Annotated in this window: 13 protein-coding genes; 2 read left to right on the top strand and 11 right to left on the bottom strand. The window is 52.3% G+C overall.

Annotation, left to right across the window (positions count from 1 at the left end; translation table 11 throughout):
- Positions 1 to 46: 46 nt before the first annotated feature.
- From FDW97_RS01015 to ppsR, 4 genes are all read right to left on the bottom strand, one after another.
- Positions 47 to 2,032 carry a TonB-dependent hemoglobin/transferrin/lactoferrin family receptor gene (locus FDW97_RS01015; protein ID WP_137350527.1) on the bottom strand — a complete coding sequence of 662 codons (1,986 nt, stop codon included), beginning with the start codon at positions 2,030 to 2,032 and terminating at the stop codon, positions 47 to 49.
- 74 nt (positions 2,033 to 2,106) lie between these two features.
- Positions 2,107 to 2,295, bottom strand: coding sequence for a hemin uptake protein HemP (hemP, locus tag FDW97_RS01010; protein WP_137350526.1), 189 nt, complete (start codon positions 2,293 to 2,295; stop codon positions 2,107 to 2,109).
- 170 nt (positions 2,296 to 2,465) lie between these two features.
- A complete protein-coding gene (gene aroH, locus FDW97_RS01005) occupies positions 2,466 to 3,512 on the bottom strand; it encodes a 3-deoxy-7-phosphoheptulonate synthase AroH (RefSeq protein ID WP_038640209.1) in 1,047 nt (348 codons plus the stop codon).
- Between the two features lie 126 nt (positions 3,513 to 3,638).
- Complete coding sequence (ppsR, locus tag FDW97_RS01000) at positions 3,639 to 4,472, bottom strand: posphoenolpyruvate synthetase regulatory kinase/phosphorylase PpsR (RefSeq protein ID WP_038640212.1); 834 nt, start codon at positions 4,470 to 4,472, stop codon at positions 3,639 to 3,641.
- Between the two features lie 328 nt (positions 4,473 to 4,800).
- On the opposite strand from ppsR, the gene ppsA reads away from it, so the two are divergent.
- Positions 4,801 to 7,179 carry a phosphoenolpyruvate synthase gene (gene ppsA, locus FDW97_RS00995; RefSeq protein WP_042308787.1) on the top strand — a complete coding sequence of 793 codons (2,379 nt, stop codon included), beginning with the start codon at positions 4,801 to 4,803 and terminating at the stop codon, positions 7,177 to 7,179.
- A gap of 67 nt (positions 7,180 to 7,246) precedes the next feature.
- Here ppsA and fadK read toward each other — a convergent pair whose 3' ends face one another.
- From fadK to FDW97_RS00970, 5 genes are all read right to left on the bottom strand, one after another.
- Positions 7,247 to 8,884: a medium-chain fatty-acid--CoA ligase gene (gene fadK / locus FDW97_RS00990; protein WP_137350525.1), complete on the bottom strand. Its 1,638-nt coding sequence runs from the start codon at positions 8,882 to 8,884 to the stop codon at positions 7,247 to 7,249.
- An 81-nt stretch (positions 8,885 to 8,965) separates the two neighbouring features.
- Positions 8,966 to 9,259, bottom strand: coding sequence for a ferredoxin (locus tag FDW97_RS00985; RefSeq protein ID WP_038640220.1), 294 nt, complete (start codon positions 9,257 to 9,259; stop codon positions 8,966 to 8,968).
- Positions 9,256 to 10,545 carry an FAD-dependent oxidoreductase gene (locus tag FDW97_RS00980; protein WP_085049450.1) on the bottom strand — a complete coding sequence of 430 codons (1,290 nt, stop codon included), beginning with the start codon at positions 10,543 to 10,545 and terminating at the stop codon, positions 9,256 to 9,258. The genes FDW97_RS00985 and FDW97_RS00980 overlap by 4 nt, the downstream gene beginning before the upstream one ends.
- 55 nt (positions 10,546 to 10,600) lie before the next feature.
- A complete protein-coding gene (locus FDW97_RS00975) occupies positions 10,601 to 11,536 on the bottom strand; it encodes an electron transfer flavoprotein subunit alpha (protein ID WP_137347204.1) in 936 nt (311 codons plus the stop codon).
- Between the two features lie 21 nt (positions 11,537 to 11,557).
- Positions 11,558 to 12,322, bottom strand: a complete 765-nt coding sequence (locus tag FDW97_RS00970; protein WP_137350524.1) for an electron transfer flavoprotein — start codon at positions 12,320 to 12,322, stop codon at positions 11,558 to 11,560.
- A gap of 474 nt (positions 12,323 to 12,796) precedes the next feature.
- On the opposite strand from FDW97_RS00970, the gene FDW97_RS00965 reads away from it, so the two are divergent.
- On the top strand, positions 12,797 to 13,687 hold the full coding sequence (locus tag FDW97_RS00965) for an AraC family transcriptional regulator (protein ID WP_121528971.1): 891 nt from the start codon (positions 12,797 to 12,799) through the stop codon (positions 13,685 to 13,687).
- A 54-nt stretch (positions 13,688 to 13,741) separates the two neighbouring features.
- On the opposite strand, the gene FDW97_RS00960 is transcribed toward FDW97_RS00965, so the two are convergent.
- Together FDW97_RS00960 and FDW97_RS00955 are read right to left on the bottom strand one after the other, a co-directional pair.
- Positions 13,742 to 14,893 carry an acyl-CoA dehydrogenase gene (locus tag FDW97_RS00960; RefSeq protein WP_038640230.1) on the bottom strand — a complete coding sequence of 384 codons (1,152 nt, stop codon included), beginning with the start codon at positions 14,891 to 14,893 and terminating at the stop codon, positions 13,742 to 13,744.
- Between the two features lie 13 nt (positions 14,894 to 14,906).
- Positions 14,907 to 16,502 carry an acyl CoA:acetate/3-ketoacid CoA transferase gene (locus FDW97_RS00955; RefSeq protein ID WP_137350523.1) on the bottom strand — a complete coding sequence of 532 codons (1,596 nt, stop codon included), beginning with the start codon at positions 16,500 to 16,502 and terminating at the stop codon, positions 14,907 to 14,909.
- Between the last annotated feature and the right edge of the window lie 156 nt (positions 16,503 to 16,658).

Raw genomic sequence — 16,658 nt, 5'->3', positions numbered from 1 at the left:
GTCTCTTCCTTCCAGATTGCTGCCCCGGCGAACCGGGGAAAAGTGATTACCACTGATAACTCACGAAAATTTTGCCATTGCGGCCATCCTGCGGAATGCCCTGCGGCGACCAGTACTCTTTGTCGAAGGCGTTGCCCAGGACCAATGTGGTGGTCATGCCTTTTAGCGCCTGTTGCCCCTGATAGCTCACGTAGAAGTCGTTTACCGCATAGCCGGGTTGTTTGGCGTAGCTGCTGCTGATGTGCGTTGAGCGGTCAGCAAATGTACCTATCCAGCCAACGGAGAAACCGCTGTGCGCAACCGGCACGTTCAGTTTGCTGGTGACGGTGTCCGGGTTAATGCTGGAAATGTACTCGCCCGTGTCAGTATCTTTACCCCGCGTGCGGTTATAGGCCATATCGAGGCTGAACAGATCGGCGGTGTATTTCGCCATCACGTCCCAGCCCCAGATTTTGGCGTTGGGTACGTTATAGGACATGGTCGTCGCAGCGGCAAAATCGACGCTGGTGGAGATGTAATCTTTGGCTTTGGTGTCGAAATAGCTGGCTTTAAATTCGAGCGCATCACTCGCCATCAACAGATCGTCAAAGCGCAGGCCAAATCCGTATTCCTGTGTTTCGTTGGTTTCCGGACGCAGGTTCGGGTTTGGCACCCAGTAATTGGTGTAAAAACGGCCAATCGAGAAGTGTTTCGCGTCGTTATACATCTCGCCCATGGTTGGAGCACGGAAGGCCTGAGCGTATGAACCGAAAAGCATCAGCCAGTCGGCAGGCGCAACGGTGAGTCCAGCGCGGGACGACCATTTATCGGCATCGACATCTTCATAACCGTCGCTGCTGCCACGATAAGAATCATAACGGGTACCTCCCAGCAGCGTAACCGGCAGGTCGCGCAGGGTGATTTCATCCTGTAGCCAGCCGGAGCTAAAATCGATTTTTGCCTCCGGGAAACCGGTGGCTGCGCCGCCCGGTTGTTGTTCCTGACGATAGTATTCACCGCCGTAGGTCAGTAAGTGAGAAGCAAATGAATCGGTAAACAGGCGGCTACGGTTGTCGACTTTCCCGCCTTTGGTGGTCTGCTTGCGAAATTCGCCGGTGCTGTCCGTGTTTTGTGCATTAATGCGCGCTTCGGACCAGTAGATGCGGGCATCCGCGTTTAGCCAGTCATTATCCGCCGGGGCGAGGGAGTAGGTCAGTTGCGCATCGCGCTGGATGGTTGAGCGATCGGTCATCGGGTTGCTGGTGGTATCCGCCGCGCTGGTTTGTGGGTTTTTAGGTTCCCGGGCATCATTGTTGTAATAACGCAGCGAGCCGGCCAGCGTCTGGGCGCTGTCAATTTTCCAACTGCCTTTCGCCAGCATATTGTTAATTGCTTCATCGTTCGGGGCGGTAGTGCCGTCGCTCTGGCGCAAATTACCGCGATCGCGACTGGACCAGGCCAGCAGCCCGTCGAGGGTATCGGTGCGGCCAAATGCGCTGGCGCCCATACCGAGGCTGTGATCGCCGGTAGCCGCGGTACCGAACACGCGATAACCGCTATTCTGACCCGCCTCCAGTAAGTCTTTAGCATCCGCAGTGTCATAGGCGATTACGCCGCCCAGCGCGCCGCTGCCATACAACAGTGCGGAAGGGCCGCGCACCACTTCAATCCGCTTGATTAGCGCCGGATCGAGGAAGGTACTGTTCAGGTGCCCGGTATCGGTTCCCTGGCGAACGCCATCCACCAGCACCAGAACACCGCGACGGTCATAGCCGCGCAGATTGACGTCCTGACCATTTGTCCGCCCCGTACCGTCAAGGCTCAGGCCCGGAACCTTCCGTAACAGGTCGGCTGCCGAGCTGGCTGTCTGGTTTTCAGGTGCAGTAGCGTCGATAACGCTGACCATCATCGGCGCTTCAAAGGCGCTACGGGGATTACCGGTGGCGGTGACGGTCATATCCTCTACTGCCGCCCAGGCAACGACGGGAAGATTACTGACAATCGCCAACGCCAGGAGCGACGGGCGCAAGGATGCGGTGTGCAGGTGGGGCATAGCAACTCTCCATTAGAAAATCGAAAAGCGCTGGCTGCCTGGGTATCACCTGGGTGGCTGGCGAAAAGTGTCGTTTATTTAGTCAGAATGAGTTTTCCAGCATGGGTCTGGCGCAGCAGGTAGTGCTGGCCATCGTGCTCTATAATCACGCGTCCTTCTTTGCCCAGCAAACTTTTACTGTCAATGCGACGCTCGGTTGCGGCGACGGCAGGCGGTGTTTTTTCTTTTGCAGGCGTTGCTGTTGTGTTATCCATACGTGCCATAGAGTTTAAAAATAGCAATCAATGTAACAATGATAATCATTATCATCAAACTGCAAATGTGCGGCAAGCGTTTTTGTGAAATAATTGTGACGGGAACAGTTTTTGCACAACAATGAAGGGAAAAACAAAGAATTACCACCGGGCAACGTGGTGTTACCCGGTATACAGCGTTAAAAACGGCTATCAACCGCCGAGGCGAGTTTGTCCACCAGTAGTTCAGTATCTTCCCAGTTCAGGCACGGGTCGGTAATCGACTGACCGTAAACCAGCGGCTGACCGCTGACGATTTTTTGCGTGCCTTCACGCAGGAAACTTTCCGCCATGATCCCGGCAATCGCCGTCGAACCGTTGCGAATTTGCTGGCATACGTCATCACACACTTCCAACTGACGGCGATGCTGCTTCTGGCAATTACCATGGCTGAAATCGACGACCAGATGCTCAGGCAGGGAAAATTCGTGCAAGGTATCGCAGGCGGCGGCAATATCTTCAGCAAAATAATTCGGCTTTTTACCGCCGCGCATAATGATATGCCCGTATGGATTACCGCTGGTCTGATAAATGGTCATCTGGCCGGTTTTATCCGGGGAGAGGAACATATGGCTGGCGCGGGAGGCGCGAATCGCATCGACGGCGATACGGGTATTACCATCCGTCCCGTTCTTAAACCCAACCGGGCAGGAAAGAGCAGACGCCATTTCGCGGTGGATCTGGCTTTCGGTGGTGCGCGCGCCAATGGCGCCCCAACTGATTAAATCAGCAATAAACTGGCCGGTCACCATATCGAGAAATTCAGTGGCCGTGGGGACGCCCAGTTCGTTGACCTGCAGCAGCAGTTTACGCGCCAGCTCAATGCCGTGGTTCACACGGTAGCTGCCGTTCAGGTCCGGGTCGGAAATTAAGCCTTTCCAGCCCACGACGGTGCGTGGCTTTTCAAAATAGGTACGCATCACGATTTCCAGACGCGTCTGGTGCTTTTCGCGCAGCGCCTGCAGGCGCGTCGCGTATTCCACGGCGGCATCGAGATCGTGAATTGAGCAAGGGCCTACGATCACCAGCAAACGGGGATCTTCGCCATTCAATATTTTTTCTATCCGGCGTCGGGAGTCCGTAACATGACGGGCGACGGCGGACGAAACAGGATGCCGCTGCGCAAGCTCTGCTGGAGTGACCAGGTTGTCAATACGCGCAGTACGGAGTTCATCGGTTCTGTTCATTACTTGTCTCAGAAATTTGTTGCTTCAACGGCAGGACTACCGGGAAGTGATGTGCATCACAATATCACACTCATCCGGCCTGGTGGCGAGCATAATAACAAAAAATCGAACCAATGCACTAGCATTCTAGTACATGCGGCGATTCAGCCCCATAATGTCGAGGATCTTGGTAGCAATCTCTTCTACCGAATAATTGGTACTGTTTAACCATGGGATCTGATTTTTCCGGTACAGCGCTTCCACTTCGGCAACTTCCATCCGACACTGGCGTAGCGAGGCGTAACGGCTGTTCTCTCGTCGCTCTTCGCGGATCGCCGCCAGGCGTTCGGGGTCGATGGTCAGGCCGAACAGTTTATGCTGCAGCGGCTTCAGGGATGTGGGCAGCACCAGATTATCCATATCATCGGCAATAAAGGGGTAGTTGGCCGCGCGGATACCAAACTGCATGGCCAGATACAAACTGGTCGGGGTTTTGCCGCAACGGGAAACACCGAGCAGGATCACCTGCGCCTGATCGAGGTTGCGCAACGAAATACCATCGTCATGGGCAAGGGTGTAATCAATAGCGGCAATACGCGCATCGTACTTGTTGAGGTTGCCGGGATTCAGGCCGTGGGTACGATGGGCAATCGGCGTTGGGTCGAGCTTCATCTCTTGCTGCAATGGAGCGACCAGCGCCTGTACGATATCCTGACAAAACCCCTCGCTTTGCAGAATGATCGAGCGGATTTCCGGCAAGACGATGGAGTAAAACACCAGAGGACGCACGCCGGTTTGTTGGTAAATGGCGTCAATCTGGTCTTTAACCGCGCGCGCGCGGCTCTCGTTTTCAACAAACGGCAGCGTAATGCTGTTGATAGTGACCGGAAATTGCGACATTACCGCGTGGCCCAATACCTCGGCGGTGATGGCCGTACCATCAGAAATATAAAAAACGTGACGATCAACAGCATTATCCATTTTACTCATCCTGGGGCAGACATAATTCTCTGAAAGCATAAATTAAAATTCGCCAGAAGCGAATATTGCGCCATCACTTTTATAAAGTGAAACGCTATTTTTATATTTAATGAAAAGTGCATTTCATTTTTCGGAACAAATGTTTATACCGATAGTTTTTGTGGTGATCCCGTGTCGCTCGCGGGTTTGCGCAAATGCGGAAACAATCTTAAAAAATAAAAAATAAAGTTGCTTGAACGATTCACCGTTTTTTTCGCCGCGGTAAATATGCAAAGATAAATACGCAAAATTGAGTTTCCTAACCTCGTTCATATATAAGGATTGTTCGATGTCCAACAATGGCTCGTCACCGCTGGTGCTTTGGTATAACCAACTCGGCATGAATGATGTAGACAGAGTTGGGGGCAAAAATGCCTCCCTGGGTGAAATGATTACTAACCTTTCCGGTATGGGAGTTTCCGTACCGAATGGTTTTGCAACAACCGCCGATGCGTTTAACCAGTTTCTGGACCAAAGCGGTGTAAACCAGCGCATTTATGAGCTGCTGGATAAAACGGATATTGATGATGTTACCGAGCTTGCGAAAGCCGGGGCACAAATCCGCCAGTGGATTATCGACACTCCTTTCCAGCCGGAGCTGGAAAATGCCGTCCGCGATGCCTACGCGCAGCTGTCAGCAGACGATGCCCATGCTTCTTTTGCCGTGCGTTCTTCCGCCACCGCAGAAGATATGCCAGATGCGTCATTTGCTGGTCAGCAGGAAACCTTCCTTAACGTCCAGGGCTTCGATGCTGTCCTGGTCGCTATCAAACACGTATTTGCTTCGCTGTTTAACGACCGCGCGATTTCTTATCGTGTTCACCAGGGCTATGACCACCGCGGCGTGGCGCTTTCTGCTGGTGTCCAGCGAATGGTGCGCTCTGACCTTGCGTCCTCAGGCGTTATGTTCTCCATCGACACCGAATCCGGTTTCGACCAGGTGGTGTTTATCACTTCCGCATGGGGTCTGGGCGAGATGGTGGTGCAGGGTGCCGTTAACCCGGATGAGTTCTACGTGCACAAACCGACTCTGGCGGCTAATCGTCCGGCGATCGTTCGTCGCACCATGGGATCGAAAAAAATCCGTATGGTCTACGCGCCAACCCAGGAACACGGTAAGCAGGTGACCATTGAGGATGTGCCGCAGGAACAACGCGATATTTTCTCTCTGACCAATGATGAAGTGCAGGAACTGGCGAAGCAGGCGGTACAGATCGAGAAGCACTACGGTCGTCCGATGGACATCGAATGGGCGAAAGACGGTCATACCGGCAAGCTGTTCATTGTTCAGGCTCGCCCGGAAACCGTGCGTTCTCGCGGGCAGGTGATGGAGCGGTATACGCTGCACGCCCAGGGTAAAATTATTGCTGAAGGTCGCGCCATCGGTCACCGCATTGGCGCCGGCCCGGTCAAAGTTATTCACGACATCAGCGAAATGAACCGTATTGAACCCGGCGACGTACTGGTGACTGATATGACCGACCCGGACTGGGAACCGATCATGAAGAAAGCGGCGGCGATTGTGACCAACCGTGGCGGCCGTACCTGTCACGCGGCGATCATTGCCCGTGAACTGGGGATCCCTGCCGTGGTTGGCTGCGGCGATGCCACCGAGCGCATGAAGGATGGTGAGAAGGTCACTGTCTCCTGTGCCGAAGGCGACACCGGTTATGTTTACGCTGAGATGCTTGATTTCAGCGTGAAGAGCTCCAGCGTGGAGACCATGCCGGATCTGCCGTTGAAGGTAATGATGAACGTCGGCAACCCGGACCGGGCTTTTGACTTTGCCTGCCTGCCAAACGAAGGTGTCGGCCTTGCGCGTCTGGAATTTATTATCAACCGCATGATCGGCGTGCACCCTCGTGCGCTGCTGGAGTTTGATGACCAGACGCCTGAGCTACAAAATGAAATCCGCGGCATGATGAAAGGTTTCGACTCTCCGCGTGAATTCTACGTTGGTCGTCTGACGGAAGGGATCGCGACGCTGGGTGCGGCGTTTTATCCGAAACGCGTCATCGTGCGTATGTCGGACTTTAAGTCCAACGAATATGCTAACCTGGTCGGCGGTGAGCGTTATGAGCCGCACGAAGAGAACCCGATGCTGGGCTTCCGCGGGGCGGGCCGTTACGTTTCAGACAGCTTCCGCGACTGTTTCGCACTGGAATGTGACGCGGTGAAACGTGTCCGTAACGACATGGGTCTGACTAACGTTGAAGTGATGGTACCGTTTGTACGTACCGTTGCCCAGGCGAAAGCGGTGGTTGAAGAGCTGGCGCGCCAGGGGCTGAAACGCGGCGAGAATGGCCTGAAGATCATCATGATGTGCGAGATCCCGTCTAACGCCCTGTTGGCAGAACAGTTCCTTGAGTACTTCGATGGCTTCTCCATCGGCTCAAACGACATGACGCAGCTGGCGCTGGGCCTGGACCGTGACTCGGGTGTGGTTTCTGAACTGTTTGATGAGCGTAACGACGCGGTGAAAGCGCTGCTGTCGATGGCGATTCGCGCTGCTAAGAAACAGGGCAAATACGTGGGTATTTGCGGTCAGGGACCTTCTGACCACGAAGACTTCGCGGCCTGGCTGATGGAAGAGGGGATCGACAGTCTGTCGCTGAACCCGGACACCGTCGTACAGACCTGGCTGAGCCTGGCTGAACTGAACAAGTAACATTATGCCTTATCCGGCCTATTCAACGTAGGCCGGATAAGATGCGTTAGCATCGCCATCCGGCACTTTATCCTGCAACACTCTCCATGCTCAAACGTTTAGTAATATCCTGACGCAACAGGTATTTTTGTACCTTGCCGGACGCTGTACGCGGTAACTTCTCGACAACCACGATATGCTCCGGGTATTTATACTTTGCTACACGTTTGCGGCTAAAAAAGGCGACGACAGATTCCAGCGACAGCGAATGATGCGGGGCTTTTAGTACCACATAAGCGCATGACCTTTCACCTAACCGTTCGTCCGGCATCGCGACAACGCAGGCATCATGAATGCGTGGATGTTGCAATAGAATATCCTCTACCTCGCGGCTGCTGATATTTTCCCCTCCGCGCACAATAATATCTTTTTTACGCCCGGTTATTTTGATGTATCCCGCGTCGTCCATCCGGCATAAGTCGCCACTGTAATACCACCCCTCTTTATCCAGCGCGCGGGCGGTCAGTTCGGGTTCATCGAGGTAGCCCATAAAAACATTGGGGCCACGCGAGGCCTCTTCACCTTCTACTCCTGCAGGCAGGGTATTGCGCGCTTCATCAACGACTTTAATTTCGACCCCTGCGGCAGCATAGCCGTCGGTGGTCATCATGCGGGAAGGTGAATCATCGAGATTGACCAGCGCATGCGGCGAGCTCTCCGTTGAACCATAAATGCTTAACAATTTAATGCCGAGCCGTTGGCAGTCACGGGCAATCTTTTGCGGAATGGTGGTGCCTCCGCATAAAAAAAAGCGTAGCGATGAGAGATCGCAGGCGCGTTTTTCCATGCGACACAACATGTCATAGACAAATGGCGTTGCGCCGAGTACGCAGGTGCAGTGCTGTTGCTCCAGCAGATCGAGACAGGCGTCTGGGGTAAAAATATCCAACAACACGCTGCGTGCGCCGATTAAAAACGGTGCGGTAACGCCATGCAGAAAACCGGTAGCATGTCCAAGCGGCGCGGGCATTAAAAACACATCTTGCCAGGTGAGATTGAGACGGGCGCAGTAGGCGCGTTCGCTGGCAAGGATATTGTTGTGGGTTAACATTACGCCTTTCGGCATTCCCTCGGTTCCGGAGGTAAACAGTACCGCTGCCAGTTCATCCGCGTGAACGTTAATCGTTTGATTTAACGGCGGTGCTAAAAGCAGTTGGCTGAGTGCCTGCGAGGTGGTTGCCGGCGCCAGTTTATCCACGGCAACAATCTGTTGCAGATGCGGTAACTGGGTTTGTAAGGGGAGGATCAAATCGACCGGCCGGGTTTGTTTAAACAGGGTAGGTGCGAAAAAAATCTTCGCTTTACATTTATTTAATACCCATACTAACTCCGCTTCGCGCCAGGCGGGTAGTAACGGGACGGAAACGGCTCCAGTTTTCAGGCAGGCCAGATAAATAATGGTAAATTCGCACCAGCCAGGCAACTGGAAAGCGACGCGATCGCCGGGTTGAATACCGCAGGCTAAAAACCAGCTCGCCAGACTGCTGGCGGCACCGTCGAGTGCGGCGTAGGTATATGAAGCGCCATGATTATCAACCACGGCGATTTTATCCGGCATGGCTCTGGCTGTTTGGTTCCAGTAATCGCCAAGCGAAGCATCTCCCCATAAACCTTGTTGTCGCCAGGCATCGCGACGTTCGGCGTTAAACGTTAGTGTGATACTCATTCGTTATTCCCTGGATAATATCGGCATACGTCTGACCGGATTGGCCGTGGAGGCCGATCCGGGGTACAACGGCTCAATCCGTTAGCCGTAGCGAAAATCAATGCCAAATGTTCCTGCCGGATACTCCCATTGTTCGAGGATCGTATCGCCGCACAGCACCCGACAGGTGCCACACTCCAGGCAGCCAGCAGAATCAAAATGAATATTCCCACTCTCGTCCTGCTTATACAGTCCGGCGGGACAGGCCTTCAGCAGTTTGCGAAATTCATTCAGATCGGGATGTTCGGCCAGAATAATGTGCGGGTGACCTTCATCGACATTGAATTTATTGACGCCCAGCTTGACGTCGACGTTAACGGTATTGTCCTGACTCATAGCGCAGTTGCCCCCTTGATGCCGTCTTTCAGTAAGTTCATCAACCCAATTTTCTTCGCATGGGACATCATCATCTTACGAATCGGTTGGTTCGGGCGTCCGTCAACGGTGAACATATCGTTCATGATATCTGCGACCATGCGAGGGTATTGGGTGAACAGGCGCGGGTTTTCCATCAGCGCCGGGATCTTGCGAAAATGCTGTAAATCACGCATCACACAGCCTTGTTCGAGGGCGCGTTTGTAGTCCATCAGGCTGCTGGCGGAGAAGTCCTGGCGTTCTTTGGCTGCAATGGCGGTTTGGGCGGCGGCTTCTGCGGAGGCTATTGCTAAATCCATACCACGCACCGTGTAACCCAGATTCAGACAGAAACCCGCGGCATCGCCGACGATCATTACGCCGTCATCAACCAGTTTGGGTACCATTGCCAGACCGCCTTCCGGTACCATATGTGCGGAATACTCCAGCAGTTCTCCTCCCGCAATCAGTGGACGAATAGTCGGGTGTTGCTTAAAGTCTTCCAGCATTTGTGGAATACTTTTCGTTGCGTGAGCAATATCCCCCAGCCCGCATACCAGCCCCAGAGAGACCGAGTCCTGGTTGGTATACAGAAAGCCTCCCCCCATCAGTCCATCCGACGGTGAACCAGCAAACAGCCAGGCTGCGCCTTCATCGCCTGAGAGGTTGAATCGATCCGCAATCACAGCCGGAGGTAAGCCGATCAACTCCTTTACGCCAACAGCATAGTGATGAGCAGAAGAGGGAGGGACCATCCCCAGCGACCGTCCTAATATTGAGTTGACGCCATCGGCCAGGATGACAATATTGGCTTCCAGGATATCGTCACCAGCTTGCACGCCGGTGACCTTATTACCTTCGCGGATCAGCGCATCAACGCGGACGCCGGGGATGAACTGCGCGCCGGCCTGTTCTGCTTTTTCCATCAGCCAGGGATCAAGTCGGTTGCGCAACACGGTGTAAGAATCCTGCGCTGGCGCGTTGTCTTTATCCCGATGAAAGTCGAGCGTTACGGCGCTCTCTTCGGTCAGGAAGGATATTTTTTCGCGGGTCACTTTACGTTCGAGTGGTGCTTCCTGCGCGAATCCCGGCATGATGCGTTCCAGACTATGCGCATAGAGTCGCCCACCGGTCATATTTTTACTGCCCGCACTGTTTCCGCGTTCGATGACCAGCACGTCCAGTCCGGCCTGCGCCATAACGTAGCCTGCAACTGTACCCGCCACGCCAGCACCGACCACAATGGCATCGAATTTTTCATCTGACATGCTTTATGCTCCTTTCCCGCCGCGAAGCAGCGGGAGATGTGCGTTAAATGGGGGGTTAGCGGCTGAGATGTTCGATAAGGGCCGGAACAACTTTGTAGATATCGCCTACCAGGCCGTAATCGGCGTAATTGAAAATAGGGGCTTTTTTGTCTTTATTGATAGCGACAATGACTTTCGCGCCGTTACCGCCGACCATGTGTTGAATTTGTCCTGAGATGCCTAACGTGAGGTAAAGGTCTGATTTCAGTAATACACCAGAAACGCCAATGTAGCGTTCGCGCTCCATCCAGTTTTCGCCTTCGGCAATCGGGCGTGAACAGCCCACTTCTGCACCCAGTACCGATGCCAACTGGTGCACCATCTCCAGATCGTGTTGCGCAACCAGGCCGCGCCCCACGCCAACCACACGTTTGGCTTTACTGAGGTCCACGCTGCTCACGGATTTGGCGCGACGTTCCTTGCACATAATTTCATGAAGCGGTGCGATGTAAGCTGCCGAGACAACAGGACAGGTGTGCGATGCGTTTTCCGCTACGGGTTCAAGCACCCCTGGGGCTAGCGTGATAATTGCCAGCGCGCTTTTGATTTTTTCTTTGCCGAATGCCAGACCACCATACATGCGGTGCTCTGCGAACACGGTGTCATCCTCAAGCGTCACCGATATTGCGTCGTTCACCATCGCGGCATTGAGTTGGATGCTTAACCGTGCCCCAAGTGATTTCGCGCGCTTTGTAGCGGGCATCAACAGCATTCCGGCGTGTTCTTGCATCTGCGCTGCAATGGTTTCGGCGTAATTTTCAACACGCTGTAAACCGGAGGGGGCTTCGAGCACGATTATCTCATCGGCACCCAGAGGTTTAACCTGATTAGCTTGTTCGCTGCCTTGTACAATAAGATGGACGTGTTCACCCCACTGACGCGCGCCGGCCATTAATTCTGCGTAGCGTTCTACGTTATCGCTGAACACCCATACGTTAGCTAATTTACTCATGATAATTTCTCTCCGTTGAGCTTAGTTCAGGGCTTTTTTCAGGTGTTCCGCCAGTTCGGCAATGGCTTCAGCCGAGTCATTTTCCAGAATGATGTGCTTACGTTCTGTTTGTGGCGGTACCGTAAGGCTTACCAGTTCCGCTAACGGTGACGCCGGCGTCCAGCCAATATCGCTGGCTTGCCATGTTGTGACGGGCTTTTTACCCGCGCCGAGAATGGCTTTCATTGAGGGAATACGCGGCGTGTTGATATCCGAGGTTACGCAGAGTACAGCGGGGAGCGGCAGGTCAATCACTTCGACTTCATCTTCCAGCGTACGCTCAACCACAATGCGGTCGCCATTACGTTGGATGTTGCTGACGGCGCTAATCACCGGGAGTTGCAACAGTTCGCCAACCAGTAAGCCAACCTGTTGGGCGTAGATATCCCCCGATCCTTCTCCGAACAGCATCAGGTCGAAATTCATATTTTTGGCCACGCAGACCAGCGCCTGAGCGGTGTCGCGGGGCAATGAATGCTCCAGCTGTGGATCCTGCACCATGAACAAACTGTCCGGTCCACGCGACAGCACGTCTTTACGCACTTTGGAATTTTGCAGTAGCGAGCCGCCCACGGTTAAAGCGACGATTTCATCACCCTCCGTACTCAGTTGCGCCGCGGCCTCAATCGCATTCAGATCAAACTGGCTGATTTTGGCGTCGGCCCGGTCAAAGTTAAGCGAACGCTGTGGGGTAACAACAATGTCCTGTTCTTCAGGCACCAACTTAAAGCAGGTTATTATTTTCATGGCATCTCCAGTCATCCACAGTAGGAAAAATTAACTGAAAATAGTGTGCGGCAGAGAGGGGACTGTTTTCGACGGGGCAATCTGTTTTCATTCCCAACAATCTTGCAAAAAAAAGTGCGGCGGGAATGCTTGTTTCATAAACGAGAGCTCGGGGTTGTGTACTGAAGAAAAAAAATAGCAAACACACCAGGGAAGGATAATTGCGAAATGCATCCTGTTTTTTATCGTTTCTACGCTTAATTTGTTTCTGATATGTAAATTGTTAATGTTGAATTAATAACATTTACTCTTATCAGTTTTTATAAAACGGAAATAATCGCAGAGAACAGCGAGATAGCGCCGGAGGTATCATCTTGCAGTCGACGCAAATAATTTTGTTTCGCCAGCAAGGAATAACGTTGTATAACATCATTATTGTTTTCGCTTTCTGATATTAATTATTCGCAAAATTACTGCCTTTAGGTGGAGGTTGTCATGTATCAACGCTGCTTTGATAATGCCATGGAGACCCTTTTTGAGCAGGGGAAAACGCCGAGACTTTCCCGATTCGTCATTAGCGATGATCCTAACTGGGAGTCCGGCCATCATGTTCATGATAATGAAACGGAGCTTATCTATGTTAAAAAGGGGGTTGCAAGATTAATCATCGACTCTTCGCTGTATGTCGCGCATGCCGGGGACATTGTGGTGATTGAACAAGGGCGATTACATGCGGTTGCATCTGATACCAGCGCACCGGCTACCACTTACACCTGCGCGCTCTACGGTTTCCGGTTTAACGGCTGGCAGGATAATCAGCTATTGCAGACGCACTCGTGTCCGGTCATTAGCGTCAGTCAGGGTAAAGAGGTTATTAAGAGTATTTTTAATGAACTGGGGGTGATGCTCCCGCAGAGCAAGAACAACCTGACGTCTTCCGCTTATGACGCATTCGCGTATGCATTAACCGTGTTATATTACGAAAACTTTAAAAATGCTTACCGCTCTGAACAAGGATATATTAAAAAAGATGTCTTAATTAAAGATGTACTGGTCTATTTAAATAACAATTTCCGCGAAAAAATCACTCTCGAACAGTTATCTAAAAAATTCCGCGCCAGCGTGAGCTATATCTGCCATGAATTTACCAAGGAGTATCGTATTTCACCCATCAATTATGTTATTCAGCGACGAATGACGGAGGCGAAATTTTCCCTGACTAATACCGAGGCCTCGTTGGCGGAAATTTCGTGGCGGGTAGGGTATGAAAACGTCGATCATTTTGCCAAACTTTTTCAGCGGCATGTGGGATGTACTCCCAGCGATTATCGTAGGCAGTTTAAAAATAACCTTGCTGAGCAAGAATGCCTGATGCCTGAAGTCTGATTCCCCCGCACCGTCCCGGATAGCGCATCTGCGCTATCCGGTCAGTTATACCGCTTACTTATTTTGATAATCTTTCAGGATTTGGCGACCCGCGACGTAAATCATGATTTCATCGGTACCACCGCCAATGCGCTCACAGCGGACATCGCGCCAGAATCGGGATACGCGTGCTTCATCGGTGTAACCCAGCCCGCCCATAATCTGAATCGCGTCGTCAATCACTTCCATTGCCGTACGGGCGCAATACAGTTTTGCCAGCGCCGCACTGGTGCGCAGCGACTGTTCCTGATCGGCCTGCCAGGCGACCTTCAGCACCATATTACGCATGTTTTCGATTTTTATTGCCATCAGAGCCAGTTTTTCCTGGATCATCTGGTTATGACCAATTGGCTTACCAAATGCGATGCGTTGGTTAGCGTAACGAGCGGCATCTTCGAAGGCGCATTCGGCAAAACCCGTGCTGCGCGCGGCGTTGATCAGGCGTTCCATTTCAAAGTTGTACATTACATTAAGGAAGCCCATGCCTTCTTCGCCGACCATATCGCTTTCGTCCACTTCAACGTTATCAAGATAGACTTCGCAGGTGCTTAACATGTGCCAGCCGATTTTATGCAGCGGGTTAACCTTAATGCCGGGTTTCTTTGAATCCACCCACCACAGCGTAAAGGCTTTCTTCGGATCTTTCGGCTCCGGGTCGCGAGCCAGTACCAGCATGTACGGATACTCTTTAGCGCCGGTGATAAATGTTTTTTGCCCGTTGAGATACACCTTGCCGTTTTTGCGGGTGTAGCTGGTGGTGGCGCTGTTATTGTCGGAGCCTGCTCCCGGTTCGGTTAATGCCAGCGCATACGCTGGATCGCCCGTTTCCATGGTGCTTTCTGCCGTTTTACGCAACTGCTCGGCGGAGCCAAAACGTCGCATGCTGTGGATGCACTGACCATTGGTGATCAAAAATGCGGGCGCGCCACATTTTGACACTTCCATCAGCGCCAGCATCTGGGTGACGTAATCAGCCGGGATGCCGCCAAACTCTTCCGGAACGCCCAGCATCGAAATACCGTTGTCCGCAAGAGCTCGCATAAATTCCTTCGGATAAGTCGCCGTCTGATCGCAGGTGCGGAAATACTCTTCCGGGAAATTGCTGGTAATCAGTTCGCGAATGCTGGCAAGCAACAGTTCTTGTTCTTCAGTTAATGAAAAGTCCATCAGGGTACTCCTTTTAATTGGCTGCGTCGGGTAATACAAAGCCCATCGAGGCATCGATAAATAATCTTTCGTCCATCAGTTTCAGGTCTGGGGAAATAATCGGAGTGAAGTCCATTTTGTCGAGAATGTCTTCCTGCAAAGAGACTCCTGGCGCAATTTCAACTAAATGGAGGCCATCTTCTTTTAACGTAAATACAGCGCGTTCGGTGATGTAGCGCACATCGAGACCACGCTCAAGGGCAATTTTTCCACTGAACGTGACTTCAGGTAATTCGTTAACGAATTTTTTCACCCGACCTTCCTGCACGATATTTAACTTGCCGTCGGCAACTTCCGTTTTCAAACTTCCGGCAGTTAACGTGCCGCAAAAAATAATTTTCTTGGAGGTGGCGCTAATATCGATAAAACCGCCGGTGCCCATGATTTTGCCATTGAATTTATGTACGCCGACATTGCCGTGCCGATCCACTTCAGCAAAACTTAAATAACACACATCCAGCCCGCCGCCGTGGTAGAAGTCAAACTGGGAGGTCATATCCAGAATGGCGCGGGTGTTGACGTTGGCGCCAAACGCGATGCCCTGAGACGTAATGCCGCCAATCGGGCCGGTTTCGACCGTCAGAATAAAATCGTCGGCACAACCTTCTTCGCGTGCGACAAGGCCAATCCCGTCGGCGATGCCCACGCCAACGTTGCCGACCGCGCCTTTACGCATTTCGAACAGCGCGCGTCTGGCCACCAGTTTACGCTGGTTAAGCGGCAGGGCTGTTTGCTGGCTGTCATCGAGGACAAAATCGCCGGAAATAAAACGGTTAACAGGCGCGCCACCGTACAGTTGCGTTTGGTCGGGGTCGATGACCACAATATCGACCAGATAGCCCGGAATACGCACCGCTTTCGGATGCAACGTGGCTTTCTTCACCATTTTTTGCACCTGCATCATGACGATGCCGCCGTTGTTGTGTACGGCCTGGGCAATCACCAGCGCATCGAGATACATCACTTCATCTTCAAAGGTGGCGTAGCCTTCGCTATCGCAGGTAGTCGCGCGAATAAAAGCGATGTTTGGCGCAATGGCTTTATAATAGAGGTACTCTTTGTTATCGATTTCCACCAGTTTGATCAGATCTTCGGTCGTCACCTCATTCAGTTTGCCGCCCTGTTGGCGAGGATCGACAAACGTACCGATGCCGATATCACTCAGAATGCCAGGCTGGTGGGCTGCTGATGCCCGCAGGGCTTGGGTTAATACGCCCTGAGGATAGTTATAGGCGGCGATTTTATTCTGCTCAGCCAGGTCGGAGATTCGTGGCGATTGTCCCCAGTGGCCGCAGAGCGCCCATTTGACTAAACCTTCCTGCGCCAGCGGGCTGATTCCGCGGTCGGCGCGGTCGCCTAAACCCGTTGGGCTAATTAATGATAAATTACGTGGTGACTGCGTGTTTTTGTATTTTTCTGCCAATGCATTAATTAATGTGGTTGCTTCAAGAATACCGCCGCCTGCGCCTAATACACAGAGTGTTGCTTCATCAGGAATATAATTAATGGCTTCTGCGGCGGATAATACAGGTACCCGACCATCGATACGGTTTGGTCTTGGAAATTTCATATAAACTCCAGATTATATGCGTGCGACTACCTGTCGCTATAGTCGACAATAATATTGTGAGTTAATTTAATCAGGCTTAGCTGCCAGCCAGATATTCGTGGTTAAGCGAATATCTGGGGCAGGGCATTGCTAATAGTGATGTGGATATATTCTGCT

This window comes from Citrobacter sp. wls708 (assembly GCF_005281255.1).
GTDB classification, from domain to species: Bacteria; Pseudomonadota; Gammaproteobacteria; order Enterobacterales; family Enterobacteriaceae; genus Citrobacter; species Citrobacter werkmanii.
The sequence above is the reverse complement of the archived record's forward strand: the minus strand, read 5'-3'. Positions and strand labels throughout refer to the sequence as shown.